Source organism: Streptomyces sp. AC602_WCS936 (assembly GCF_019049125.1).
Classification (GTDB): Bacteria; Actinomycetota; Actinomycetes; order Streptomycetales; family Streptomycetaceae; genus Streptomyces.
Map to the genome: position 1 here is coordinate 1 of NZ_JAGMUF010000137.1, position 24,717 is coordinate 24,717.

The 24,717-nt window shown below is 73.3% G+C and carries 26 protein-coding genes; 11 read left to right on the forward strand and 15 right to left on the reverse strand.

All coding sequences use genetic code 11. From position 1 onward, the window contains the following. The coding region (locus KUM03_RS36185) for a maltotransferase domain-containing protein (RefSeq protein ID WP_217254797.1) at positions 1 to 576 on the reverse strand (576 nt) is incomplete at its 3' end. 52 nt (positions 577 to 628) lie between these two features. Further along, positions 629 to 901 (reverse strand): DUF5133 domain-containing protein, encoded by a 273-nt coding sequence (locus KUM03_RS36190; RefSeq protein WP_217254798.1) that lies wholly within the window; start codon positions 899 to 901, stop codon positions 629 to 631. Between the two features lie 236 nt (positions 902 to 1,137). On the opposite strand from KUM03_RS36190, the gene KUM03_RS36195 reads away from it, so the two are divergent. Beyond that, positions 1,138 to 1,653 carry a pep a2 gene (locus tag KUM03_RS36195; protein WP_073730295.1) on the forward strand — a complete coding sequence of 172 codons (516 nt, stop codon included), beginning with the start codon at positions 1,138 to 1,140 and terminating at the stop codon, positions 1,651 to 1,653. Continuing rightward, positions 1,650 to 3,797 carry a glycogen debranching protein GlgX gene (gene glgX, locus KUM03_RS36200; RefSeq protein ID WP_217254799.1) on the forward strand — a complete coding sequence of 716 codons (2,148 nt, stop codon included), beginning with the start codon at positions 1,650 to 1,652 and terminating at the stop codon, positions 3,795 to 3,797. The genes KUM03_RS36195 and glgX overlap by 4 nt, the downstream gene beginning before the upstream one ends. A 13-nt stretch (positions 3,798 to 3,810) precedes the next feature. Here glgX and KUM03_RS36205 read toward each other — a convergent pair whose 3' ends face one another. Further along, positions 3,811 to 4,614 carry a VOC family protein gene (locus KUM03_RS36205; protein WP_217254800.1) on the reverse strand — a complete coding sequence of 268 codons (804 nt, stop codon included), beginning with the start codon at positions 4,612 to 4,614 and terminating at the stop codon, positions 3,811 to 3,813. 227 nt (positions 4,615 to 4,841) lie between these two features. Here KUM03_RS36205 and KUM03_RS36210 point away from each other — a divergent pair, with 227 nt between their 5' ends. After that, on the forward strand, positions 4,842 to 5,165 hold the full coding sequence (locus tag KUM03_RS36210; protein ID WP_217254801.1) for an ANTAR domain-containing protein: 324 nt from the start codon (positions 4,842 to 4,844) through the stop codon (positions 5,163 to 5,165). A 3-nt stretch (positions 5,166 to 5,168) separates the two neighbouring features. On the opposite strand, the gene KUM03_RS36215 is transcribed toward KUM03_RS36210, so the two are convergent. Then, positions 5,169 to 5,960: a SigB/SigF/SigG family RNA polymerase sigma factor gene (locus KUM03_RS36215; RefSeq protein WP_073730291.1), complete on the reverse strand. Its 792-nt coding sequence runs from the start codon at positions 5,958 to 5,960 to the stop codon at positions 5,169 to 5,171. 301 nt (positions 5,961 to 6,261) lie between these two features. Here KUM03_RS36215 and KUM03_RS36220 point away from each other — a divergent pair, with 301 nt between their 5' ends. After that, positions 6,262 to 6,786: a hypothetical protein gene (locus KUM03_RS36220; protein WP_217254803.1), complete on the forward strand. Its 525-nt coding sequence runs from the start codon at positions 6,262 to 6,264 to the stop codon at positions 6,784 to 6,786. Between the two features lie 45 nt (positions 6,787 to 6,831). Here the strand turns inward: KUM03_RS36220 and hemC are convergent, their stop codons facing one another. From hemC to KUM03_RS36240, 4 genes are all read right to left on the reverse strand, one after another. Next, positions 6,832 to 7,767: a hydroxymethylbilane synthase gene (gene hemC, locus KUM03_RS36225; protein ID WP_217254805.1), complete on the reverse strand. Its 936-nt coding sequence runs from the start codon at positions 7,765 to 7,767 to the stop codon at positions 6,832 to 6,834. A gap of 74 nt (positions 7,768 to 7,841) precedes the next feature. Continuing rightward, positions 7,842 to 8,621 carry an NPP1 family protein gene (locus KUM03_RS36230; RefSeq protein WP_217254806.1) on the reverse strand — a complete coding sequence of 260 codons (780 nt, stop codon included), beginning with the start codon at positions 8,619 to 8,621 and terminating at the stop codon, positions 7,842 to 7,844. Positions 8,622 to 8,757: 136 nt separating this feature from the next. Continuing rightward, positions 8,758 to 9,738, reverse strand: coding sequence for a non-homologous end-joining DNA ligase (gene ligD, locus KUM03_RS36235; protein ID WP_217254807.1), 981 nt, complete (start codon positions 9,736 to 9,738; stop codon positions 8,758 to 8,760). Positions 9,739 to 9,836: 98 nt separating this feature from the next. Then, positions 9,837 to 11,294 carry an MFS transporter gene (locus KUM03_RS36240; RefSeq protein ID WP_217254808.1) on the reverse strand — a complete coding sequence of 486 codons (1,458 nt, stop codon included), beginning with the start codon at positions 11,292 to 11,294 and terminating at the stop codon, positions 9,837 to 9,839. Positions 11,295 to 11,547: 253 nt separating this feature from the next. Between KUM03_RS36240 and KUM03_RS36245 the strand changes: the two genes are divergently transcribed. The 4 genes from KUM03_RS36245 (at position 11,548) to KUM03_RS36260 (ending at position 15,538) form a co-directional block, all read left to right on the forward strand. Beyond that, entirely contained in the window at positions 11,548 to 12,204 is a 657-nt protein-coding gene (locus KUM03_RS36245) for a TetR/AcrR family transcriptional regulator (RefSeq protein WP_217255169.1), read from the forward strand. Between the two features lie 91 nt (positions 12,205 to 12,295). Then, positions 12,296 to 12,676 carry a DoxX family protein gene (locus tag KUM03_RS36250; RefSeq protein ID WP_217254809.1) on the forward strand — a complete coding sequence of 127 codons (381 nt, stop codon included), beginning with the start codon at positions 12,296 to 12,298 and terminating at the stop codon, positions 12,674 to 12,676. After that, positions 12,673 to 13,140, forward strand: a complete 468-nt coding sequence (locus tag KUM03_RS36255; RefSeq protein WP_217254810.1) for a peroxiredoxin — start codon at positions 12,673 to 12,675, stop codon at positions 13,138 to 13,140. The genes KUM03_RS36250 and KUM03_RS36255 overlap by 4 nt, the downstream gene beginning before the upstream one ends. Before the next feature lie 55 nt (positions 13,141 to 13,195). Next, positions 13,196 to 15,538, forward strand: coding sequence for a SpoIIE family protein phosphatase (locus KUM03_RS36260; RefSeq protein WP_217254812.1), 2,343 nt, complete (start codon positions 13,196 to 13,198; stop codon positions 15,536 to 15,538). Positions 15,539 to 15,589: 51 nt separating this feature from the next. Here the strand turns inward: KUM03_RS36260 and KUM03_RS36265 are convergent, their stop codons facing one another. Further along, a complete protein-coding gene (locus KUM03_RS36265; RefSeq protein WP_217254813.1) occupies positions 15,590 to 16,210 on the reverse strand; it encodes a DNA polymerase ligase N-terminal domain-containing protein in 621 nt (206 codons plus the stop codon). Between the two features lie 50 nt (positions 16,211 to 16,260). Continuing rightward, the gene (locus KUM03_RS36270) at positions 16,261 to 17,091 is read right to left on the reverse strand and encodes an aldo/keto reductase (RefSeq protein ID WP_217254814.1); all 831 of its coding nucleotides are present in this window, start codon (positions 17,089 to 17,091) and stop codon (positions 16,261 to 16,263) included. Positions 17,092 to 17,256: 165 nt separating this feature from the next. Between KUM03_RS36270 and KUM03_RS36275 the strand changes: the two genes are divergently transcribed. Next, positions 17,257 to 18,234: a TauD/TfdA family dioxygenase gene (locus KUM03_RS36275; protein WP_217254815.1), complete on the forward strand. Its 978-nt coding sequence runs from the start codon at positions 17,257 to 17,259 to the stop codon at positions 18,232 to 18,234. A gap of 174 nt (positions 18,235 to 18,408) precedes the next feature. On the opposite strand, the gene KUM03_RS36280 is transcribed toward KUM03_RS36275, so the two are convergent. After that, positions 18,409 to 19,164, reverse strand: coding sequence for a dienelactone hydrolase family protein (locus KUM03_RS36280; RefSeq protein ID WP_217254816.1), 756 nt, complete (start codon positions 19,162 to 19,164; stop codon positions 18,409 to 18,411). A 118-nt stretch (positions 19,165 to 19,282) separates the two neighbouring features. Next, positions 19,283 to 19,903, reverse strand: a complete 621-nt coding sequence (locus tag KUM03_RS36285) for an L-threonylcarbamoyladenylate synthase (RefSeq protein WP_073730278.1) — start codon at positions 19,901 to 19,903, stop codon at positions 19,283 to 19,285. A gap of 135 nt (positions 19,904 to 20,038) precedes the next feature. On the opposite strand from KUM03_RS36285, the gene KUM03_RS36290 reads away from it, so the two are divergent. Continuing rightward, positions 20,039 to 21,571 carry a helix-turn-helix domain-containing protein gene (locus KUM03_RS36290; RefSeq protein ID WP_217254817.1) on the forward strand — a complete coding sequence of 511 codons (1,533 nt, stop codon included), beginning with the start codon at positions 20,039 to 20,041 and terminating at the stop codon, positions 21,569 to 21,571. A gap of 139 nt (positions 21,572 to 21,710) precedes the next feature. Here the strand turns inward: KUM03_RS36290 and KUM03_RS36295 are convergent, their stop codons facing one another. The 3 genes from KUM03_RS36295 to KUM03_RS36305 are packed head-to-tail and all read right to left on the reverse strand — an operon-like array spanning position 21,711 to position 24,259. After that, complete coding sequence (locus KUM03_RS36295; RefSeq protein ID WP_217254818.1) at positions 21,711 to 22,751, reverse strand: NAD(P)-dependent alcohol dehydrogenase; 1,041 nt, start codon at positions 22,749 to 22,751, stop codon at positions 21,711 to 21,713. A 43-nt stretch (positions 22,752 to 22,794) separates the two neighbouring features. Further along, the gene (locus tag KUM03_RS36300) at positions 22,795 to 23,583 is read right to left on the reverse strand and encodes an SDR family NAD(P)-dependent oxidoreductase (protein WP_217254819.1); all 789 of its coding nucleotides are present in this window, start codon (positions 23,581 to 23,583) and stop codon (positions 22,795 to 22,797) included. Between the two features lie 10 nt (positions 23,584 to 23,593). After that, a complete protein-coding gene (locus KUM03_RS36305) occupies positions 23,594 to 24,259 on the reverse strand; it encodes a TetR family transcriptional regulator (RefSeq protein ID WP_217254820.1) in 666 nt (221 codons plus the stop codon). A gap of 167 nt (positions 24,260 to 24,426) precedes the next feature. On the opposite strand from KUM03_RS36305, the gene KUM03_RS36310 reads away from it, so the two are divergent. Further along, positions 24,427 to 24,663 (forward strand): hypothetical protein, encoded by a 237-nt coding sequence (locus KUM03_RS36310; protein ID WP_217254821.1) that lies wholly within the window; start codon positions 24,427 to 24,429, stop codon positions 24,661 to 24,663. Positions 24,664 to 24,717 lie beyond the last annotated feature (54 nt).

A 24,717-nucleotide genomic window follows, 5' to 3' on the forward strand; every position in this document is an offset into this window, starting at 1 on the left:
GAGCAGGGGCAGCGGGTCGGAGGTGGTGACCAGTTCCCGCAGCGGGTGCCGGGCCAGCACCGCGTCCACCTCCGGCGTCAACGCCGCCGCCAACCGGGTGGCCACCGGGAGCGTGTCGTCGAGCAGCGCCTCGGCCGCGGCCCGCACCACGGCACGCCCCGCGTCCTTCGGTACCCCGGCGGCGGCCCGCCGGTACAGCTCGGCACCCTCCTCCAGGACCAGCCCGGTGTCGATGCCCGCCGGCACCTTGATCCGGGCGTGTCGCCGCCAGGTGGCGACGGGGTCGCTCCAGGCCTCCACCCGGTAGGTCCAGTTGCCCGGGGCGCCGGGGGTGACCTCGGCGCCCCAGCGGTCACTGCCCGGGGCCACCTCCCGCATCGGGGTCCACGGACCCGGCCGGCCCTCGGGGTCCTTCAGTACGACGTTGGCGGCCACCGCGTCGTGCCCCTCGCGGAACACGGACGCGGTGACCTCGAACGTCTCTCCTGCCACCGCCTTCGCCGGGCGCCTGCCGTGATCCACCACCGGGTGGACGTCCCGTACCGGGATACGCCCGATTTCCACGGTCGTGCTCATCCGTTCTCACCTCCGCCGTGCTCGGGGCCGGGCGCCGGCCCGGCCGATTGGGTCAAGCCGCGCCGGAGGGCGTCTTCCGCCCCGACGGGGAGAGCAGGTCCGGCTGCTCCGGCGAACAGGTGACCAGGCTCGTCCGCAGGTACCGCTCGGCCGCCTCCGCGGCCTCGCGTGCGCACCGCTTTCCCATCAGCACGCACAGGGTGTAGCCGGAGTCCTCGAAGGTGGCCCGGATGCCCACGTCCGCGGGGGACGCCAGCATCGAGCGTTCCCAGGCGCGGTAGAGCCGTAGCTGCCGGGCGACCTCTGACTTGGCAGGGAGCAGCATGGCCGGTCACCTTCCGGACGGTCCGGTACGGACGATCGAGTTCTTCACACATGGTGCACGCACGGTGACTCGCCGTCTTGTTGGATCTTCAACCGCTTTCTCGTGTTGCACGAATGGGCTACGGCTCCCACTCTGGAGTGACTCAGAAGCGATCAGCGCTCACGCTTCGTGTTCGGGGAGCCCGTCCCCCAAGGGACGAGGAGGAGCGGGAGCCTTCGCGGTGAGGAGCCACGACGATGAAGACCGCAGTGCCCTGCTACTACCACCTCGACGTGGAAGTGAGCCCGGAACGGGTCGGACAGGTCAGGCGAATCCTGGCCGCTCACCTCCGGTTCTGGGACCTGGAGAACCTCGTCGAACCCGTCTGCACCGGAGCCGAGATGCTGCTCCGGGCGATCGACGAGCACGCGAGCGACAAGAACACGTCGATCGAGATGTGGTGGAACCGCCAGCACCTCATCACGGCCGTGGGGGGCAACGACCACGCGCTCCGTCCCGACCAGGACCTGCGCACCTGCCTGCAGCACCTCGCCGCGACCAGCGACGGCTGGGGCTGCTGCGCGGCGGACACGGGGGCCAAGGTCATCTGGTTCTCGCAGCGGGCGCGGGCCGGCGAGCGCGTGCCGCTGGTCGCGACGGCGCCGGAACCGATCACCCAGGAGGGGCTGGAAGTGCCGCGAGAGATCATGCCGATGGCCCGGCTGGGCCGTCCCGCCGACATCGTGAACGGCGTTCTGGAGGAGGCCCGGTGACCCGCTCCCGGCCGAACTGGAAGGGGGCGCCCGTGTGGAGCGGGCTCCCCTGTCCCCTGGGGGCCGTGTACGACGGGCAGGGCACCAACTTCGCCCTGTTCAGCGAGGTCGCCGAACGCGTCGACCTCGTCCTCGTCGACGACGACGGCACCCACTCCACGATCCCGCTGCCCGACGTCGACGGCTTCGTCTGGCACTGCTACCTGCCCGGCGTCGGCCCGGGGCAGCGCTACGGCTACCGGGTCCACGGTCCGTGGGCCCCGGCCGTGGGCGACCGCTGCAACCCGAGGAAGCTGCTCCTCGACCCGTACACCCGCGCGGTGGACGGGATGGCGGACAACGACGCCTCCCTCTACGAGCGGGCCAGGGGCAGGGCCGATCCGGGCGACAGCGCCGGGCACACCATGCTCGGCGTGGTCACCGACCCCTTCTTCGACTGGGGCGACGACCGCCCGCCCCGGCGCCCGTACTCCGAGACCGTGATCTACGAGGCCCATGTGCGCGGCCTCAGCCGTACCCACCCCGACGTGCCCGAGGAGTTGCGCGGCACCTACGCGGGGCTGGCGCACCCCGCGGTCGTGGACCACCTCACCTCCCTCGGCGTGACCGCCGTGGAGCTGATGCCGGTGCACCAGTTCGTGCACGACGGCCACCTCCAGGACCGGGGCCTGTCCAACTACTGGGGCTACAACACCATCGGCTTCTTCGCGCCGCACAACGGCTACGCCGCTCTCGGCACCCGCGGCCAGCAGGTCACCGAGTTCAAGTCCATGGTGAAGACCCTGCACGAGGCCGGCCTCGAAGTGATCCTCGACGTGGTCTACAACCACACCGCCGAGGGCAACGAGAAGGGCCCCACCCTCTCCTTCCGGGGCATCGACAACGCCTCCTACTACCGCCTGGTGGACGGCGACTGGCAGCACTACTACGACACCACCGGCACCGGCAACAGCCTGCTGATGCGGCACCCCTACGTCCTCCAGCTGATCATGGACTCGCTGCGCTACTGGGTCACCGAGATGCACGTCGACGGCTTCCGCTTCGACCTCGCGGCCACACTCGCCCGGCAGTTCCACGAGGTGGACCGGCTCTCCGCGTTCTTCGACCTCATCCAGCAGGACCCGGTCATCAGCCGCGTCAAGCTGATCGCCGAGCCCTGGGACGTCGGCGAGGGCGGCTACCAGGTCGGCAACTTCCCGCAGCTGTGGTCGGAGTGGAACGGCATGTACCGGGACGCGGTGCGGGACTTCTGGCGCGGCGAGGACCACACCCTCGGCGAGTTCGCCTCCCGGCTGACCGGCTCCTCCGACCTCTACCAGCACAGCCGGCGCCGCCCCCGGGCCAGCGTCAACTTCGTCACCGCGCACGACGGGTTCACCCTGCGCGACCTCGTCTCGTACAACGACAAGCACAACGAGGCCAACGGCGAGGGCAACCGGGACGGCGAGAGCCACAACCGGTCCTGGAACTGCGGCGCGGAGGGCGAGACGAAGAACCCGGCCGTCCGGGAACTGCGCGGCCGCCAGCAGCGCAACCTCCTCGCCACCCTGCTGCTCTCGCAGGGCATCCCGATGCTCTGCCACGGCGACGAACTCGGCCGCACCCAGCGCGGCAACAACAACGCCTACTGCCAGGACAACGAGATCTCCTGGATCGACTGGCGGCTGGACGACGAGCAGCGCGCGCTGCTGGACTTCGTCCGGCGCCTCATCGCGCTGCGCGCCGACCACCCCGTGCTGCGCCGCCGCCGCTACTTCCGCGGCGAGACCGTCACCCACGCGGACCAGCCGCTGCCCGACCTCGTGTGGCTGCGGCCGGACGCGCGGGAGATGACCGACGACGACTGGCGGCGCGGCGACGCGCACACCGTCGGCGTCTTCCTCAACGGCGACGCCATCGCCGAGCCGGACTCGCGAGGCCGGCCCGTGACCGACGACTCATTCATCCTGCTGCTCAACAGCCACTGGGAGCCCGGCGGCTTCCGGCTGCCCGACGCCGCCTACGGCGAGCGCTGGACGACCCTGATCGACACCGCCGACCCGGAGGGCGTCCCCGACGAGGCGGAACACAAGGCGGGCACCCTGGTCCACGTCGAGCAGCGCAGCCTGGTGCTGCTCTCCCGGCCGTCCCGCAGCGGCGGGTGAGCAGCCCGTGAGGTCAGCCGCCGAAGCGGCGCGCGGTCACCGTGAACTGCGCGCCGTCGGTGTCCCGCAGCACGGCCTCGTCGTCGCCCAGCGACAGGACGCTGCCCCCGTGCCGTTCCGAGGTGCGGGCGCAGGCCGCGACGTCCTCGACCGCGAAGTGCACCTGCCAGTGCGGCCGGATGGCCGGATCGGGCGCCGCCTCCAGGGCGCCCGACTCGATGCGCGCCACCACGTCCCCCTGGCTGCGCAGGACCACCTCGTCGCCCTCGTACTCGACCTCGCAGCAGCCGCCGGGCTCCGCCCAGTCGAAGACCCCGCCGTAGAACATGGCGGCGTCGAAGGCGTCGCGGGTGTGCAGCCGGATGAAGGCCGGACGCGAGGCGCGCCAGGTCTCCCAGTCGGAGAACAGCTCGCCCTCCCAGATGCCGAAGGTCGCGCCGTCCCGGTCGGCCAGCAGGGCCGCCCGCCCGGGCGGCAGGGAGATCGGCCCGACCGCGGCCGTGCCGCCGCGCTCGGCCGCCCGCGACACCGCCTCGTCCGCGCTGCGCACGGCGAAGTACGGCGTCCACGCCACCGCCATCTGCCACATCCCGGCGACCGCGGCGATCCCGGCGACGGGCACCCCGTCGGCCAGCGCGATGCGGAACGGTTCGCCCAGCTTGGCGGGCCGCCACTGCCAGCCCAGCACGGCGGAGTAGAACTCCTCGGTGACCTTCAGATCACGGCTGGTCAGGCTCACCCAGCAGGGAGCCCCGTACACGGAGTGCGTGGACAGGAGGCTCTCCCCGCCGGCGGGGAAGGGCATGTCTTGTTTCATGGCAGTCGCGTCCTGGTCTCGTCCACCGGCAGCCACCGGCTCCACACCAGTGTCCGGCCGGGAGTGCGGCGGGCGCCTGCCGAGTACCCCGGGCGCGGCGCCGAAACGGTGGTGGAGCGGCCCCGGACGGCCCGGTGGCGCGGGTCGGCACATGTGGCGACGATGAACGCGTCGGAGCCGTACCGCTCGGCACAGGCGGCGCTGACCCGCCGGACCCGGAGGTGACCATGCCCGCGGACATGGGCTCGGACCAGATATTTCAGCTGCAGGAACAGGTCAGGCAGCTGAAGGAGGCGGTCGTCTCGCACGCCGTCGTCGACCAGGCGATCGGGATGATCGTGGTCCTCGGCCGCGTCACCCCGGACCAGGGGTGGATCGTACTGAAGGAAGTTTCCCAGCATACGAACATCAAACTGCGGAACGTGGCGGAAATGATACTCATCTGGGGGCGCACCGGAGTGATGCCGCCGGAGATCCGGGCCGCTCTCGAAGACGCCCTGGACCGGCACGCCCCGACCCAGATCCCCGGCTCCCCGCCGCAGACCGGCTGACGGTCAGCGGGCCTCCGCGAGGATCTCCTCCCGGATCCGGTCGAAGCAGCCGCTGAGCAGCCGGGAGACGTGCATCTGGGAGATGCCGAGCTGCTGCGCGATGCGGCTCTGCGTCATCCCGCCGAAGAACCGCAGGTAGAGAATGGTGCGCTCGCGCTCGGGCAGCGCCTCCAGGCACGGTCTGACCGCCACCCGGTCCACCACCGCGTCGAAGGCCGGGTCGGGGGCGCCGAGCGCGTCCCCGAGGGCGTACCCGTCGGTGCCGGGCATCTCCGCCTCCAGGGAGAGCGCCGAGAAGCACTCCAGGGCCTCCATGCCGGTACGCACCTCGACCGTGGTCAACTGCGCGTGCTCGGCGATCTCCTCGACCGTGGGGGCGCGTCCCGGAGTGGTCTGCGCCAGCTCCTTCGCGGATCTGCGGACCCGATTGCGCAGGTCCTGGATGCGGCGCGGCACGTGCAGGGTCCACATGTGGTCGCGGAAGTGCCGCTTGATCTCGCCGGTCACGGTCGGCACGGCGTACGCCTCGAAGGCGTGGCCGCGTTCCGGGTCGTAGTGGTCGACGGCCTTGACCAGGCCCAGGGCCGCCACCTGGTAGAGATCCTCCAGGTTCTCGCCGCGGCCCCGGAAGCGGACCGCGATCCGCTCCGACATGGGCAGCCAGACCCGGATCAGTTCGTCCCGCAGTGCCTGGCGCTCGGGGCCCTCGGGGAGCCCGGCGAGCCGGTCGAACGCCGCCGCCGTGTCGGGGGCGTCGTCGTGGGGGTGGGGCTTGGTTCTGCCGGCGCTGTGCATCAGGCGCACCTCCCTCAGCAGGGGTGCTGGCAAGTCCTCATATATATGGATACTGAGCGCGAAAGTCCCGGGCTGCCACCCGAACGGCTGCGGACCGGTGACCGGGACGCCGGCGCCGCCGGACGTGATGTGCGGCACGCCGCCGGTGGTCGCCCCGTACCGGCGTCGGCGGATCGTTGCTGGGCAGCGCTTGATCATCGATCAAAAGGGGCGAATCCCCTGGCCACAGCGCATTCCGCTCATTTGACAGTGCACTGAGCGCACAGATAGGAAGCAGCGTCGAGAGGTCGAGAGGGGCACCGTGTACGAGCCGAACGTGGTCGGGGACTGGCAGGAGTACGACGGGCACGCCGGGCTGCGGGTCCGCGTCCACCGTCTCGAGCCGGCCGAGCCGCCGCGTGGACGCGACGACGCCGCCGAGGGGCTGACGTACTTCCGCGTCCGGGTGACCGTGGAGAACCGGGGTGGCCGGCAGGTCGGCATCCACCTGGAGGACGGTCAGGTCGACGTGCGGATCGGCCCCGACGGGGAGAGCGCCTTCCTCGACTGGCGCAACTCCCAGTTCATCGAGGGCTTCGACGTCTACCCCCTGCGCCGGGCCACCGCCGTGCTCTACGCGGCCGGGCCCGAGGCGAGCCTCGGCCAGATCGACGTCCAGGTGCAGTTGCGGGTGGACGAGGAGTGGGCCGACCGCCGGCTGTGGACCGGCGGACTGGGACTGCCCGACGGGGAGTGCGGAGCGCTGCCCGGTGCGGTGCGCGAGGACGGGCTGGCGCACCAGGTGAGCGCCTTCCTGCGCGGCCAGGCGGAGGAGGGCACCGCCTGATCCCCGCCGTCTGATCTCCGCCCCCTGTCCCCGGGCGCGCGGCGCTCAGTGCGCGATGCCGTCGATGATCTCGCGGGCGCCCTGCCGCAGCAGCGCCACGGCCACCGAGGTGCCCAGCGTCGCCGGATCGAGCCGGCCGGCCCACTCGTGGGCGTTCAGCCGGGTCTTGCCGTCGGGGGTGAACACGCAGGCCCGCAGGGAGAGTTCCCCGCTGCGGTCCACCCGGGCGAACCCGGCGATCGGGCTGTTGCAGTGCCCCTGGAGGACGTGGAGGAACATGCGCTCCGCCGTCGCCTCCCGATACGTGTCCGGGTGACCGAGGCCGCTCACCGCGTCGATCAGGTCGCCGTCGCCCTCCCGGCACTGCAGGGCGAGGACGCCCGCGCCGATCGGCGGCATCATCGTCTCGGGGGAGAGGACCTCGCTGATCACGTCCCGGCGGCCGATGCGCTCGAGGCCGGAGACCGCGAGCAGCAGCGCGTCCGCCTCACCGGCCGCGAGCTTGGCCAGCCGCCGGTTGGCGTTGCCGCGGAACGGCACGCACGTGAGGTGCGGGTGGGTGGCGGCCAGCTGGGCGACGCGGCGCACCGAAGAGGTGCCGATCCGGGTACCGTCCGGCAGCTCGTCCAGGGTGAGCCCGCCCGGGTGGATCAGGGCGTCCCGGATGTCGTCCCGTTCCAGGAACGCGGCGAACACCGTGCCCGCCGGCAGCGGCCGGTCGGCGGGCACGTCCTTCACGCAGTGCACCGCGAGATCCGCTTCGCCCGACAGCAGCGCGGCGTCGACCTCCTTGGTGAACGCGCCCTTGCCCTCCACCTGCGACAGGTCGCCGAGCCACTTGTCGCCGGTGGTCTTCACCGGTACGACCTCGGTGCGCACGCCGGGGTGCAGAGCCGCCAACTCGGCCCGCACACGCTCGACCTGAGCCAGGGCCATGGGGGAGTCGCGGGAGACGATGCGGATCAGTTCGGGGACTGCCATGCGGACACGATAGTGCTCCCGGGGTCGATCCCTTCTCGTCCGTCGCTCGATCGGCCTCGGGGAATCCGGCCGCTTCAGCCGTTCGGGTCGAAGGGGATGCCGGCGGGCTTGGCGGCTGCCAGGTGGGAGGCGAAGCTGCCGTCCTTCAGACCGAAGTTGGCGCTGCCGAAGTCGTACGAGGTCAGCTTCTCGCGCACCCCGGCGGGATAGCCGTTCCAGCCGACCAGCGTCGGGTACCGCCACGTGCCCTCGTGATTCTCCGGCGGCTCGTCGCCGGAGGTCGCCAGGCGGAAGCAGTGGGTGCTGATGCCGTCCTTGTGGTAGACGATCTTCGGATGGGTGCCGTCGAAGCGGACCGCCGACCGCGCGTGCACGTCGAACGAGCCGTGGCTGGACGTGGAGACGTACTCGGCGGTGCCGTCCCGCACCCACACCACGACGTGCTCCCAGTCGTGCCGGTGGCCGCCCAGGCCGGTGCCGGGCAGCGCCTGGTCCTTCTCGAAGTAGAGGCCGTACATGTAGGCGCACCACTCGCCGTCGCACTTGGCGCGCGAGTAGCCGTTGGTGTTCTCCAGGTCCACGGCGTCCCGGCAGTTCCCGTTGAGAGCACCGGTCGGCTTGAGCCCGCCGTTGACCGTCCCGTCGGCGCCGATGGCCGGTGTGGGGTAGCAGCCGTCGGTGTCGTAGTCGTAGGCGGGCTGGTACGTCCGCTCCAGGCTGTCGGCGTTGCCGGGCAGTCCCGGGGGCGGGGCGGCGAAGGCGGTGGCGGGGAAGGCGACGACGAGGGCGAGGGCACCGAGCGGGGCGGTGAGCCATCTCCTGCGGCGGGCGGGGGCGGCGGCACGCGACGGCATCGCGTCCTCCTCAGAATCCGGGCGCAGCCCAACGGCTGTGAGGGGAAGGGGAGTTCAGAGTCCCGCCTTTTCACTTCCGTGCCAAGGGCGCACGGGCGTCCCCGTGGTGAAGCCCGGCCCAACACTTGATCGCGCGTCACACCATGTCGTCGGGAAGGTCGGCGGCCGATTCCTCGGGGGCCAGGTCCGGGCGGAGCCTGAGCCAGGAGGGCTGGCGCAGCATGCCCTCGCGGGTGCGGGTGCTGTAGCGGACCTCGCCGACCAGCCGGGGCACGACCCAGTGCGCCCCGGGCGCCGGCGGCACGGGGTCGAAGGGGCACACGTCCGTCGCGGCGGCCCGCAGCAGCGCCGCCAGTTCGGTGCGCTCGGCCGCGCTCCAGCCGGTGCCGACCCCGCCGACGTAACGCAGTCGGCCCGCGGTGCGCTGGCCCACCAGGACGGCGCCCGGGAGACCCGTGAGCCGCCCCTTGCCGGGCAGCCAGCCGCCGACCACGACGTCCTCGCTGCGCATGTTCCGGATCTTGATCCAGGCACGCGAGCGGACCCCCGGCTCGTACACCGAGTCCAGCCGTTTGCACACCAGGCCCTCCAGGCCGTGCTCCCGGGTGGCCCGCAGGGCCTGCTCGCCGTGGCCGACGAGTGCGGCCGGGGTCGACCAGGAAGGGCCGCCGAGGCCGAGGTCCGTGAGCCGTTCGCGGCGGCGGGTGTAGGGGAGGCCGAGCAGGGACCCGCCCGCCAGGTGCAGGGCGTCGAAGAGCACCAGGTGGACGGGGGCCTTCGCCGCCCGGTGCGCGGCCCGGCCGGGGGCGTGGGCCAGGCCCATGCGGGACTGCAGCAACTGGAAGTCGGCGCGGCCCTGTTCGTCCAGGGCCAGTACTTCCCCGTCCAGTACGGCGGGTGTGGCGCCGAGCGCGGTGGCGAGCGGCGCCAGTTCCGGATAGGCGGCCGTGATGTCCTGGCCGGAGCGGGCCCGCAGCAGCACGCTGCCGTCGCCGGGCAGGTAGACGATCACCCGCTGGCCGTCCTGCTTGGTCTCGTAGGCCCAGCGGGCGTCCTGCGCGGCGGGCGGCAGGGTGCCGGAGGTGGCGAGCATCGGAGGGATCAGCGGCAGCTCCACGGGTCAGTTCTCGACGCGCCCGGGTGTCGTCACGCGCGTTGCCCGCCAGGTTCGCCTGAACGGCGCCGGTCCCGACGGCGGGACCGGCGCCGGCGCCGTCAGTGGACGGAGGCGGCCTTCGCACCGGTCCCGGCGGCAGGCGCCGGCTGGGCCGCGCTCCCGGCACCGGGCCGGTGCCGCGGGATGAAGGACGCGAGCAGGAAGGCGAGCAGGGCCGCGCCGGCCCCGATGCCCATGACCACCTTGAAGGCGTTCTCGGACGGCAGGGGGAAGCCGCCGAGACTGATGGTCATCTCGGCCAGGACCACACCCGCGAGCGCGCTGGCGAGGGACGTGCCGAGGGAGCGCATGAGGGTGTTGAGGCTGTTCGCGGCGGCCGTCTCGCTCGCCGGTACCGCACCCATGATCAGGGCCGGCATCGCGCCGTAGGTGAAACCGATGCCCGCGCTGATGACACAGGAGGCCAGCACCAGCTGCCACACCTCGGCCATCAGCACGATGTTCAGACCGTAGCCCGCCGCGACGATCAGGGCGCCCGTCATCAGGGTCACCTTCGGACCCTTGGCCTTCGAGACCTTGGCGGAGACCGGGGCGAACGCCATCATCACCAGACCGGAAGGCGCCATCACCAGACCGGCGGTCAGCAGGGACCGGCCGAGGCCGTAACCGGTGGCCTCGGGCAACTGAAGGAGCTGCGGAAGCACGAGGGACATGGCGAACATCGAGAAACCGATGGCAATGGACGCCAGGTTGGTGAACAGCACCTGGCGGCGGGCGGTGGTACGCAGGTCCACCAGCGGCTGCGTGGCGCGCAGCTCCCACCGGCCCCACACCAGCAGGATCACCACGGCCGCCGCGAACAGGCCGAGGGTGGTGCCACTGGTCCAGCCCCAGTCGGCGCCCTTGGAGATCGCCAGCAGCAGACAGACCAGGCCGGCCGCCATGCCGATGCCGCCGGGCACGTCGAAGCGGCCGCCGGTGCGCACCGCCGACTCGGGCACCAGCGCCAGCACCAGCACCAGGGCGACGGCGCCGAGCGCGCCGGAGAGCCAGAACAGCATGTGCCAGTCGAGGTTGTCCGCGATCAGCGCGGCGGCGGGCAGGCCGAGCGCGCCGCCGACCCCGAGCGAGGCGCTCATCAGGGCGGTGGCGCCGGCCAGCCGCTCGGCGGGCAGCTCGTCGCGCATGATGCTGATGCCGAGCGGGATCACCGCGGCGGACAGGCCCTGCAGGGCGCGGCCGGCGACCATCGGCACCAGGGTGTCGCTCAGGCCGCACACCGCCGAGCCGGCGATCAGCAGCACCAGGCTGAGCAGCAGCATCCGCCGCTTGCCGACCATGTCGCCGAGCCTGCCGACGACCGGAGTGGCCACCGCCGCGGCGAGCAGCGTGGCGGTCACCGCCCAGGCCGCGTCCGAGGCCGGTGCGTCCAGGAGCTTCGGCAGCTCCGGCACGATCGGGATGACGAGGGTCTGCATCAGTGAGACGACGATCCCGGCCAGGGCCAGTACCGCCACCACGGCATTGGGCCGCGGGACGGTGGGGGAAGCGGGCATGGAGCAGCCTTTCGGGGAGAACTTCGGAAGCTTCGGAACCGAGGAGCGAAGGTTTAAGTCAGTCGCGTTTAAGTCAGTCGCTTGAAGTATCTTACGGGGTGAGGAGTGGAGACGCTCGCCGGGGCCTGTGCGGCGGTACTGGGCCGGCGTTGCGTAAGCTCCCGTGAGGACGCGCCGCACGGCGGCGGACCTGCGACGACTCGAGGGACCGGCCGTCGCGGGCGGTGAGGAGAGTCCCGGCGCGGTGGTGGGCATGGCGGGCAGGACGGTACGGACGGAGCAGGCCGGCGCGACCCGCCAGCTGATCCTGGCCACCGCCGAGCGGCTGTTCGCCGAGCACGGGGTCTACGCGGTCTCCAACCGCCAGGTCAGCGAGGCCGCGGGACAGGGCAACAACGCCGCGGTCGGCTACCACTTCGGCACGAAGTCCGACCTCGTCCGGGCCATCGCCCAGCGGCACTCGGAGCGGGTGGAGGAGCTGCGGGCCCGGCAGCTCGCCGCCCTCGGCGACTCGGCGGACCTGCGCGACTGGGTGGACTGCCTGGTGCGGCCGCAGTTCGACCACCTGGCGGCGCTCTCCAGCCCCACCTGGTACGCCAGGTTCTGCGCCCAGGTGATGACCGACCCGGCGCTGCGGCAGATCATGGTCGACGAGTCCCGCGCCTCCGCGTCGCTGCGCGAGATCGTCGCGGGACGCAACCGGTGCATGCCCGCGCTCCCTGACGAGGTCCGTGCCGAGCGGGGCGACATGGCCCGCCACCTCATCGTGCACACCGCGGCCGAACGGGAGCGCGCCCTCGCCGAGGGGCGGCCCACTCCGCGCGCCAGCTGGCAGTCGGCGGCGGACGGGCTCGTCGACGCGATCGTGGGCATGTGGCTGGCGCCCGTCACTCCCCGGGGCGGGGTGTGACGGGCGCGCGGTGACCGCGGGCGACTGTGGTCGCGCACGACCCGTTCCTACCGTCGAGTAATATCGCGCGCCTGCCCCCTGAGGAGGAACCGTGTCCCGCTCCCACCGCTCACCCCTGCTGCTGGCCGGCCTGCTGGCCACCGCCGGCGTCGCCCACTTCGCCCGCCCCCGCACCTTCGACGCCATCGTGCCGCGCGGACTGCCCGGCACGCCCCGCGCCTGGACGTACGCCAGCGGCGCCGCCGAACTGGCGCTGGCCGCGGGCATCGCCCTGCCCCGCACCCGCAAGGCCGCCGCGCTGACCACGGCGGCCTTCTTCGTCGGCGTCTTCCCCGCCAACGTCAAGATGGCCGTGGACTGGCGGCACCGTCCGACGCCGCAGAAGGCAGCCGCCTACGGCCGGCTGCCCGTGCAGCTGCCGCTCGTCCTGTGGGCCCGCAGCGTCGCCAAGGGCACCGAGGGCCGGTCATGAGCCGGGCGCCGGGCGTCGGCGACACGGTCGCCGACTTCACACTGCCGGACGAGACCGGAACCCCGCGTCGTCTGTCCGAACTGCTCGCCGACGGTCCGGTCGTGCTGTTCTTCTACCCCGCCGCCCTGACCCCCGGCTGCACCGCGGAGGCCTGTCACTTCCGTGACCTCGCCGCCGAGTTCGCCGCGGCGGGCGCCCGCCCCGTCGGCGTCAGCGGCGACCCCGTCGAACGGCAGCAGGAGTTCGCCGGACGCCACACCCTCGGCATGCCGCTGCTGTCCGACGCCGACGGCGAGGTCCGCGAGCTGTTCGGGGTCAGACGGGGCTTCAGCGTGGCCCCCACCAAGCGGGTCACCTTCGTCGTCGGCCGGGACCGCACCGTCCTCGAGGTCGTCCGCAGCGAGCTGCGGATGAACACGCACGCCGACCGCGCCCTCGCGGCACTGCGCGAGCACCGAGCGTAGGCAACCGTGCCCGTTGCGGTTGAAACCCTGCCGTAACGGGTCAATCCTGGACATCATGGAGCATGCCTCCGCCGTGGCGACCCTGGACACCCGCGGCACGGTGACGGGCTGGAGCGAGGGCGCCCGACGGCTGACCGGCCGCTCGGCCGAAGAGGTGGTGGGACGGGACGCGCGGGAGCTGCTCGCCCGGGACGTGCCGCCCGAGGCGCTGTCCGACCTGTCCGCCACCGTCCTGCTCCGTCATCGCGACGGCTCGACCGTGACCGCGCACGTCCGCGCCTCGCCACTGCTCGGGACGGCCGGCACACCGCAGGGGTACGCGCTGACCGCGGGCCCTTCCGAGCGCCCGTCGCTCCGACTGACCGGGGAGACCTTCCGGCAGGCGTCCCTGTCGATGTCCGTGCACGACGTCCAGCAGCGCTACCTCCAGGCCAACGACACGGCGCGCCGCATGCTCGGCCTGCGCTCCGAGGACCTGATCGGACGGCCGATCTCGGACGTCATGGAGGAGATCGACGCCGACGGCGCCGCGTTCCTGCGCCATCTGACTCAGGTCACCGAGAACGGCCGGCCCGTACGCTACGAGACCTTCACCCCGGCCTCCTCCCGGCTCGGCGAGCATGCCTGGACCATCGAGATGTGGCCGGTCCGCGACGCGTCCGACGAGGTGGCCGCCGTGGCCGTGGCGGGCTTCGAGAGCACCCTCCAGCACCGGGCGCGCCAGCGGCTGGCCCTGCTGAACGAGGCCGCCGCCGGCATCGGCACCACCCTGGACGTCGTACGCACCGCCGAGGAGCTCATCGGCTTCCTCGTCCCCCGCTTCGCCGACTTCGCGAGCGTCGACCTGCTCGACTGGGTCCTCGGCACGGAAGAGCCCTCCACCGCGGCAACCGAAGGCGTCACACTGCGCCGTGTCGCGCACGGCGCAGCCACCGACGGGGTCCCCCGGGCGTCCGTGCACCTGGGCGAGACGGACGTCTACCCGCCGTACTCCGCACCCGCCCGCGCGCTGGCCCTGGGGCGGGTGGTGCTGTCCGGACCGGGTGACCCGGACTTCGACCGGTGGATGCGGGTCCGCAACGACGAGGCTCCGCACAACCGCGCCTACCGGGAACGCGTCCGCTCCACCCTGGCCGTGCCGCTGCTGGCCCGCGGCACCACCCTCGGAGTGGCGGTGGCCGTCCGCGTCGCGCCCCAGGAGCCGTACGTCGACGACGACGTCGTTCTCGCCGAGGAGCTCGCCAGCCGGGCGGCGGTCTGCGTCGACAACGCCCGCCGGTTCGCCCGCGAGCGTGCCACCGCCCTGGTCCTCCAGCACAGTCTGCTGCCCAAGGGCCTGCCCGGGCCGGCGGCCGTCGAGGTGGCCCACCGCTACCTTCCCTCCGCCTCCGCGGCCGGCATCGGGGGCGACTGGTTCGACGTGATCCCGCTGTCCGGCAGCCGCGTCGCCCTCGTCGTCGGCGACGTCGTCGGCCACGGCATCCCCTCCACGGCGACGATGGGCCGCCTCTGCACGGCCGTCCGCACCCTGGCCGACGTCGACCTGCCACCCGACGAACTCCTCACCCACCTCGACGACCTCGTCACCCACCTCGTGGCCGTCGACACCGGCAACGAGGTCGCCGAACTGGGCGCCACCTGCCTGTACGCCGTCTACGACCCGGTCTCCCGCCGCCTCACCGCGGCCGCCGCCGGCCACCCCGCACCGGCCCTCGTCCTGCCCGACGGCACCACCCGGTTCCTGGCGATGACCGCGGGGCCGCCGCTCGGCGTGGGCGGGCTCCCGTTCGAGGCGGCCGAGGTGGAACTCCCCGAGGGCACCGTCGTCGCCCTCTACACCGACGGCCTGGTCGAGGACCGCGACCGCGACGTCGACCACGCCACCGCGGAACTGTGCCGCGCGCTGACCGCGCCCGCCGCCTCGCTCGACGCCCTCTGCGACACCGTGCTCAAGGCCGTGCTGCCCGAGGAGCCGAGCGACGACGTGGCGCTGCTGCTGGCCCGCACCCGGGCGCTGGGAGCCGGCCAGATCCGCACCTGGGACATCCGCCCGGACCCCGCGCACGTCGCGGCCGTCCGGCGGTCCGCCACCGAACAGCTGTCGGCGTGGGGACTGGACGAGACGGCGTTCGTCATGGAACTGGTCGTCAGCGAACTCGTCACCAACGCCATCCGCTACGGCGAACCGCCCATCCAGCTCCGCCTCATCCGCGACGGCGCCCTCATCTGCGAGGTCTCCGACGGCAGCTCCACCTCACCGCACCTGCGCCGGGCCCACGCCTACGACGAGGGCGGCCGGGGCCTGCTCCTGGTCGCCCAGCTCACCCAGCGCTGGGGAAGCCGGCAGACCACCACCGGCAAGACGATCTGGGCCGAGCAGGCGCTGCCCGCCGGGTGAAACGACGCACGCGTGAACCACCGCCCCGGGGCGGGACGACGGCACCACCCGCTACTTCTCGCCGTCCTCCGCGGCGACCCGGGCGAGCGTCCGGCCGGTCCGCGCCGACCGCGCCCGCCGAGGGTCCGGGGTGCCCGACCCGCGCGACGCCCCGCCGGTGGCCGTCCGCACGAGCAGCCACGCCTCCTCCGCGTCGCCGTCCCGCCCGCCGCGGAACCGGGTGAGCGCGTACTCGCCGCGCAGCTTCGCGCCGTGCAGCCGGAACCTGGCGTGGCCGTGCGCCAGCGACTCGCCGAAGTCGACCCGCCGCCCCCGGCGGTCGTGGCTCAGCGGCTCGTAGGTGCCGTGGTCCCAGACGATGACCGTGCCGCCCCCGTACTCGCCCGCGGGGATCACGCCCTCGAACTCCTCGTACTCCAGCGGATGGTCCTCCGTGGGCACGGCCAGCCGCTTGTCGCCCGGGTCCGCCGACGGACCCTTCGGCACGGACCAGGACCTGAGCACGTCCGCGACCTGGAGCCGGAAGTCGAAGTGCAGGGTGCTCGCGTCGTGGATCTGCACGACGAACCGGGGCTCGCCGCCCCGCGCGGACGTCCCGCGTCCCGCCGGTTCGCCGGTCCGGCCGAAGTCACGCCTGCCGCGGTAGTCCCGCAGCCCGTCGCCCTCGCCCACCTGCGGCTCCTTCCCGGAAGACGTACGCCGACCGGAGCCGGGTACCCCGGTCAGAACTCCTCGTGCACCTCCGGGTCGCCGCCGATCCGGCGGTGCGCCCGGTCCGAGACCGTGCGCATCTGCGCGTCGTCCAGTGCGAAACCGAAGACGTCCAGGTTCGCCCGCTGCCGGGCGGGGTCGGCGGACTTGGGGATGGGGACCGCGCCGAGCTGCGTGTGCCAGCGCAGGATTGCCTGGGCCGGCGTCACGCCGTGCGCGCCGGCGACCGCGGCGACGGCCGGATCGTCCAGCAGGTCGCTGCCGCGGCCCAGCGGGCTCCAGCTCTCGGTGCGGATGCCCTTGCGCTCGTGGAAGGCGCGCAGCTCCTGCTGCGGGAAGAGCGGGTGCAGCTCGATCTGGTTGACGGAAGGCAGCACGCCGGTCTCCTTCTCCAACCGCTCGATGTGCCCGGCGGTGAAGTTGGAGACGCCGATCGAGCGCACCAGGCCGTCGTCGCGCAGCTTCACCATGGCCTTCCAGGAGTCGGCGTACTTGTCGACCCGGGGCAGCGGCCAGTGGATCAGGTACAGGTCGACGTACTCCAGGCCGAGCCGGGCGCGAGACTCCTCGAAAGAGGCGAGGGTCTCCTCGTAGCCGTGCTGGCGGCCGGGCAGCTTGGTCGTCACCACGATCTCCTCTCGGGGGACGCCGCTGTCGGCCACACCGCGGCCGACGCCCGTCTCGTTGCGGTAGTTGGTCGCCGTGTCGATCAGGCGGTAGCCCGTCTCCAGAGCCTCGCGGACCGCCCGCCGGGCCTCGTCGTCCGTCATCGGCCAGGTGCCGAGCCCCAGCGCCGGGAGCGCGGTGCCGTCGTTGAGCGTGTGCGTCGGGATGCTGATCACCGTGGGACCTTCCCTCGAATGTGCGCGGCGGTGTGCTGCCCGTCCAGCCTCGCCCACCCGGTCGGCGGTGATCAACCGGACGGTACGGGGCGGGCGCCGCCCATCCGTCTGCCACGATCTCTCCCGGAGCCGAACGGACGACCGAGACCGACCACGGGAGTGCGCATGACGACGGACAGGGCAGCGGCGGCACGTACGGCGGCGGACGCGGCCGGCATCGAGGTGGCACCGGCCGCCGGGCACATCGGCGCCGAGATCCACGGCGTCGACCTGGCGGGCGGCCTCGACGCGGCGCAGGTCGCGGCGGTCCGGGCGGCGGTGCTGCGCTGGAAGGTGGTGTTCTTCCGCGGCCAGCGCCTCGACCACGCCGGACACGTCGCGTTCGCGCGGCGCTTCGGCGAGCCCGTGGTGCTGCCCCGGCGCGGCAAGGCGTCGCCGGCCGGCCACCCGGAGATCGAGACCACCGCCGACCGGCTGGAGCTGGGCGGACGCTTCGGCATGGAGCACGACGAGTGGCTGCGGCGCCGGCGCCACACCCTGCTGCGCGGCTGGCACTGCGACCACGGCGCCCGCGTCGACCCGCCGGCCTTCACGATCCTGCGCGCCGAGACGGTCCCGCCCTACGGCGGCGACACCACCTGGTCGAATCTCGCCGCCGCCTACGCCGGACTCTCCGCGCCGATGCGCGCCTTCGCCGACCGACTGCGCGCCGAGCACCGCCTCGGCGTCGGCTACCAGCCGAGGCCCGGCGACGACGCCTACGTCCGGCACCTGCTGGACCACCAGACGGCGACCCTGCACCCGCTGGTCCGCGTCCACCCGGAGACGGGGGAGCGGGTGCTGTTCGTCAACGGCTACTACGTCGAGCAGATCGCCGGCCTGACCCGCCCCGAGAGCGCGGCGGTCCTGGAACTGCTGCTGGAGCAGGCCTCCCGGCCCGAGTACACCGTCCGCTTCCGCTGGGAGCCGGGCAGTGTCGCCTTCTGGGACAACCGGGCCACCATCCACCTCGCCCCGAGCGACAACGCGCACCTCGACCACCCGCGGACCATGCACCGCGTGATGCTCGCCGGGGACGTACCGGCCGGGGTCGACGGCTCTCCCTCCGAGGCCGTCGTCGGCAGCGAGCCCGGCCGCTGGTGACCCCGCGGGCCGACACCGGTGAGGTCGTCGGCATCGCGGGACTCGCTGGGGCCGCGCACGTCGCGGGCGTGCCCCCGCGGCGGCACGACGTGCACGCCGCCATGGCCGCCGGGGCCGGGCCCGTGCCCGAGGACCGCAAGCGGCAGGGCGGGCGGAGGGAGGCGAGCTCCCGGGTCAGAACGCGCGCTTGAGCAGGTCGAGCAGCGCCGCCCAGTGCCGCTCGGTCGCCTCCGGGTCGTACGCCGCGGTGTCGGCCTGCGTGTAGCCGTGGGGCGCGCCCTCGTACACCTCGCAGCGGTGCCGGACGCCGGCCTCGGCCAGGGCCGCCGTCAGGCGCCGCTGCTGCTCGGCGGGCAGGCCCGGGTCCCGGTCGGCGTGGCCGAAGTACAGCTCGGCGGTGATCCGGCCGGACACCAGGTGCGGGCTGTCCGGCGCCTCGGCGGCCAGGTTGGCGCCGTGGAAACCGGCCGCCGCGGCGACCCGGTCCGGATAGGTGCCGGCCGTGCGCAGGGCCAGTCCGGCACCCATGCAGTAGCCGGTCAGCGCGACCGGGCCGTCCGCCGCCGCCGGGCACCGCTCCAGCCACCGCAGGTAGGCGCCGGCGTCCCGCATCGCCCGCTCGGGCGTGAGCGCCTCGAAGGCCGGTCCGAGGAGCCGGAACAGATCCGGCCGCGCCGCCGGGTCGATGAACTCCGGCAGCTCCGCGACCGGGGCCCGCCCGTTCCGGTAGAAGACGTTCGGCACCAGGACGGTGTACCCGGCGCCCGCCAGCCGGTCGGCCATCTCCCGCAGCCGCGGGCGCAGACCGAAGGCGTCCATGTAGAGCAGGACGGCGGGGCGCGGTCCGCCGTCGGCGGGGTGCGTCACGTAGGCGTCGGCGGTGCCGTCCTCGGTGCGGATGTCGACGGCGGTTCCCTGTACGGAGGTCACGGCGGGCCTGCCTCTCTGTCGGATGCTCGCGGGCGACCCGCCGGTCACACCCGCGGATCATGGTCATCCTGGCACGCCGAACCCCGCAGCGGCGCCGCCCCCTGCGCGGGACGGCCCGCTACTCGAACCGGGCCGTGTCACCCGCGCCCCGCCGCACGATCTCCGCCTCACCGCCGGAGAAGTCGACGACCGTGGTCGGCTCGGTGCCGCAGTCGCCCGAGTCGATCACCGCGTCCAGGACATGGTCGAGCCGGTCCTTGATCTCCCAGCCCTGCGTCATCGGCTCGTCCTCGCCGGGCAGCAGCAGGGTGCTGGACAGCAGCGGCTCACCCAGCTCGGCGAGCAGGGACTGGGTGACGACGTGGTCGGGGATGCGCACGCCCACCGTCTTCTTCTTCGGGTGCTGGAGCATCCGCGGCACCTCCCGCGTCGCGGGCAGGATGAAGGTGTAGCTGCCGGGCGTGGACGCCTTGATCGCCCGGAACACGTCGTTGTCGATCTGCACGAACTGGCCGAGCTGCGCGAAGTCCTGGCAGACCAGCGTGAAGTGGTGCCGGTTGTCCAGTTGCCGGATCGACCGGATGCGTTCGGTGCCGTCACGGCTGCCCAGCCGGCAGCCGAGCGCGTAGCAGGAGTCGGTGGGGTACGCGATCAGCGCGCCGGACCGGACGCTGTCGGCGACCTGGGCGATGCTGCGCGGCTGGGGGTTGTCGGGGTGCACGTCGAAGTACTTCGCCATTCACCGAGCTTATGCCCGCCGGCGAGCGCGGACCGCCAGGCCCGGTCGACGGCACGGAGGCCGCCCGCGCCCGGGTCGTGCGGTACCGTCCGCATCTGGGCCGGGGTCGAGGCAAGCGAAGAGGAGAAGGCCGACGTGGCGGGCCGAGAGGAAGGTACGCGGCAGCGGGAAGCGGGAGCCGGGGCACACGCCGACTGGGCGGGGGAACTGCTCGACCACCTGCGGCCCGCCGGACGCGACGTGCACAAGGTGGTGACCTGGCTCGCCTCGGCCGCTCACGCGGCCGTGTCGCTGCAGGACGGCACCGGCCGCCTGCTGGCCGGCACCCGCACCGCACCGGACGAGTCGCTGGTCGCCGACATCACCTCGGGCCGGATCGCCACCGCCGCCCTGGAGGACCGCGGCCGCCATCTGCGGCTCGTCCGCGTGGAACGGGTCCACCCGGCGCCGGCCGCCGTCCTCGCGGTGACCCGCGAGACCCCCTTCGACCGCCGTGCCTCCGACATCGTCACCCACACCGCCCAGGTGCTGGAACTGCTCCTGGCCGGACACGAGTCGACCGCCGCCGGACACCGGCTGCGCCGCGCCACCTCCGACCTGCGCCTGGCCATCCTGCAGCTGCTGATGGTGGAGGACACCGTCTCCGCCCGCCGCGTGGCCGCCGGACTCTGGCCGGGGCTCCTCGACACCGACACGGCGTGCGTGTACGTCGTGGAGTGCGGGGCGGGGGAGCGCGACCGTCTCGCCGAGGAGTGCCTGTCGGCGACCGGGGACCGGGCGCTGGTCGTGCGGTGCCCGGCGATGGACGGCCACGTGATCGTCCTGGCGCCCCGCGACACGGCCGGGCAGGAGCTGCGCTCGCTCGTCGGCCGCCTCCCCGGCGTCTTCCTCGGCGGCAGCGCACGGCAGAGCCTCGCCCGCACCGCCACGGCGTACGGGCAGGCCGTCAGCGCCCTGGCCGTCGCCCGCTACCGGCCGCAGCAGGCGGCCGTGTACGCCGAGCGCACGCGTCCGGAACGCCTCATGGACCCGGCGGCCCTGTACGGCTGGACGGCCCACCTGCTGCGCCCCCTCGACGCGCTCCCGCACCACACCCGCGCCGAACTGCTCGCCACCACCCGGCTCGGCCTGGAGTTCACCGCCGTCAACACCGCGAAGATCCTCGGCGTCAGCCGCAACACGGTCCGCGCGCGGATGGACCGGGTCGAGGGGCTGCTGCGCACGGACTTCGCCGACCTGGCGGTCCGCGCGACCGTCCACCTCGCCGTCAACGCACAGACCGGTCTCGACCAGTACGCCGCCGACGGCGGCGCGGGACGGCCCGGCCCCACCCGTCTCACCGACCTGCTCGCCGGACCCGCGCTGCGCGCCTGGGCCGGGGACCTGCTGGACCGCCTGGAGTCCGACGCCCGGGACCTGCGGCGCACACTGCGCACCTGGATCGCGGCGGGCGGCAACGCCGAGCGGGCCGCCCAGACGCTCGGTGTGCACGCGCAGACGGTGCGCGAGCACGTCCGCAGCGCCGAGCCGGTCCTGGAACGCCAGCTGCTCGCCGCCGGCAGCGACCTGTACGAGGTCGTGCTCGCCCACCTGGCGGCAGGGGACCTCGACCAGCCCGCACTGCACGGCACGAAAACGGACCATCCGGACTCATCTGTGCACAGGTGAGTCCGGATGGTCCGGCAGCGGGCATCGGCACGATTCACATCGGCCGAGCCGTCCACGTAGGTTCGAGGGGCCGCGGGGGTCCGACCGGAACGGGGGACCGGTCGCGTCCCCGCGGCCCCCGGCCCCGCCGAGCGGGGGGTCAGCCGTGAGGCAGGATCACCGCGCGGCCGTTGACCTTGCCCTCGTGGAGCCGCTCGTACGCGAGCGGCGCGTCGTCCAGGGAGTACGTCTCGGTGTGCACCGAAACGGCTCCGGAGCGGGCCAGGTCCAGCACCTCGATCAGCTCGCTGCGGCTGCCCCAGTAGGGGGCGTTGACCGACACCTCGAAGGGCAGCAGGCCGAAGCCGACGGGGATCGACCCGCCGCCGATGCCGACCAGGGTGACATCGCCCTCGACGGCCGCGACGGCGCCCGCCGTCTTCACCGTCGGTGCCACACCGACGAAGTCGAACACGGCCTCGGCGCCGAGGCCGCCGGTCAGCTCCCGCACCGCGTCCGCCGCCTTCGCGTCCGACAGCATCGTCTCGTGGGCGCCCACCTCACGGGCCAGGCGCAGCTTGTCCTCGCTGACGTCGAGGGCGACGACCCGGGCGGAGGTCAGCGCGCGCAGCAGCTGGATCGCGACGTGGCCGAGACCCCCGGCCCCGATGACCACCGCGGTCGACCCGGGGACCAGCTTGGGCAGCGAGCGCTTGACGGCGTGGTACGGCGTCAGCCCCGCGTCCGTCAGCGGCACCGCCGCGACCGGATCCAGCCCGTCCAGCGGGACCAGGTGCCGGGGGTCGTCGACGAGCAGGTACTCGGCCATCGACCCCGGGCGCCCGAGCCCCGGCGGGTGGATGCCCAGCTCGCCGGCGCGCAGGCAGTAGTTCTCCTTGCCCTCGGCGCACTTGGCGCAGGTGCCGCAGCCCCAGGGGCCGTAGACGGCGACCGCGTCGCCCTCGTCCAGCCCGCTCACCCCGGCGCCGAGCGCGGCCACCGTGCCGACTCCCTCGTGGCCGAGGGTCAGCGGCAGCTCGTACGGGAAGCCCTCCGCGGGCCAGCCCATCACCGCGATGTCGGAGTGGCACACGCCGGCGGCGGTGACCTTCAGCAGCACCTGGCCGGGGCCGGGCTCCGGGTCGGGGACCGTCACCACCTCGGGCGGCGCCCCGATGGTGCGGTACTGCAGTGCCTTCATGGTCGAACTCCTTCGTTCTTCCCCCCGGTTGGTGGGTCGGGTCTCAGACGGCGGTGTAGGCGCCGTCGACCAGGTGGTAGCTGCCGGCCACGAAGGACGCCCGGTCCGACAGCAGGAAGGCGATCAGCTCGGCGACCTCCTCGGAGCGCCCGAGCCGACCGGCCGGATGCAGGGCGACCAGGCCGTTGTAGGCGGCCTCGTCCATGGTCTTCAGCAGCGGAGTGTCGATGAAGCCCGGACCGACCGCGTTCACCCGGATGCCCTTGGCCGCGTACTCGGCCGCGGCGGCCTTGGTCAGCCCGACCACGCCGTGCTTGGCGGCGACGTAGGCGGGGGAGCCGGCGAAGCCGACCGAGCCGAGGATGGAGGCGACGTTGACGATGGCGCCGCCCTGGCCGGCCGCCTCCATGGCGGGCAGTTCGTAGCGCATCGAGTAGAAGACGCCGTCGAGGTTGGTGCGCACGACGCGCTGGTACGCGTCCACGTCGTACTCGCCGGTCGGGGCGCTGGGGCCGCCGATCCCGGCGTTGTTCACGGCGAGGTCCAGGGTGCCGAACGTGTCGACGGCGAACTTCACGGCGGACTCGACGGACTCGGGGACGGTCACGTCCAGCTCGACGGCGGCGGCCTCGACGCCCTCGGCCCGCAGCTCGGCGGCGGCCTTCTCGGCGCCCTCGGCGTTGTAGTCGGCGACGACGACCTTCGCGCCGGCGGTGCCGAGGCGGCGTGCGGTGGCCAGGCCGATGCCGGAGGCGGCGCCGGTGACCAGGGCGGTCCGTCCGGTGAACTCGGCGGGCCGGCCGGCGGTGGGGGTGGCGGGGGTGATGCTCATGGTGCGTGTCTCATTCTTCCGGGGTGCTGTCGGGGGTCGCGGCCGCGGCCTCCGAGGTCAGGGCGTCGTAGGCCCGCTCCACGAGGGCGGCGAGGTCTGCGGCTCCCGAGTCCCGCCCGTCGTCGCGCGCCCACAGGCGCATGGCGGCGATCAGGACTCCGGCGGCGGCGTCGACGACGGCTGCCGGGCGCACGTCCTGGGCGTCGTCGGTGCCGAGCCGGCCGGCGACGATCCGGATCGACTCCTCCTGGGCGTCGACCCGGATGCGCTGGTAGGCGGCGAACAGGCCGGGCTCGCTGTCGGCCAGGGCCAGCAGCCTCCGCATCCGGGGACGCACGTGCCAGGCCGGGTCGTCCCGGTCGGTCAGCCAGTCGCGCACGGCCCTGCGGTAGGCGAGCAGGGGCGGCTCGCCGGCGGGGCGGGACCGCAGCAACGCGTTGATGCGGTCGCCGTCCCGGCGGACGAAGTCGAGGGCGGCGTCCTCCTTGCCGGCGAAGTACCGGCTGAACGTGCGGCGCGTGACGTCCGCGCGCTCGGCGATGGCCTCCACCGTGGTGGCCGCCGACCCGCGTTCCAGGATCAGGTCGCAGGCGGCGGTGGCCAGCGCGTCGCGGGTCCGCAGCGCCTTGCGCTGCCGCCGGTCGCCGGAGTCGGGAGAGGGCTTCGTTGCCGTCATGCCTTCGAGCGTACACCCGGAAATGTCCCAGTGGGACATGTGACCCAATGGGACATCAACCGGCCTGGGCCCAGCGGTGTCCGAGGAGCCGTGTGCCCTGCGGCACCACGGGTACCCGGGCCGCGCTTCGGAACGAGAACCTCAAGGAGCCTCAAGAGGAGGACCGCATGACCAGCGGCACGGAGACCGGCGGCGTGACCGGCACGCAGGACAAGGACTACAACCTGATCTGGTACGTCGAGTCGTGCCTCAGCAACGCGCTGCGCCTGGAGACGTACATCCAGGACGCCGAGCGCAACAAGGACACCGAAGTCGCGGAGCTGTTCCGCAAGGCGCAGGCGGACAGTCGCAAGGGCGCCGAACTGGGCAAGGGGCTGCTGCGCGCCCGTCTGAACGGCGGCTGACCCGTCACGCCCGTCCCACCAGGACCCGGACGCACCCGTGAGCCGGGTGGCCGG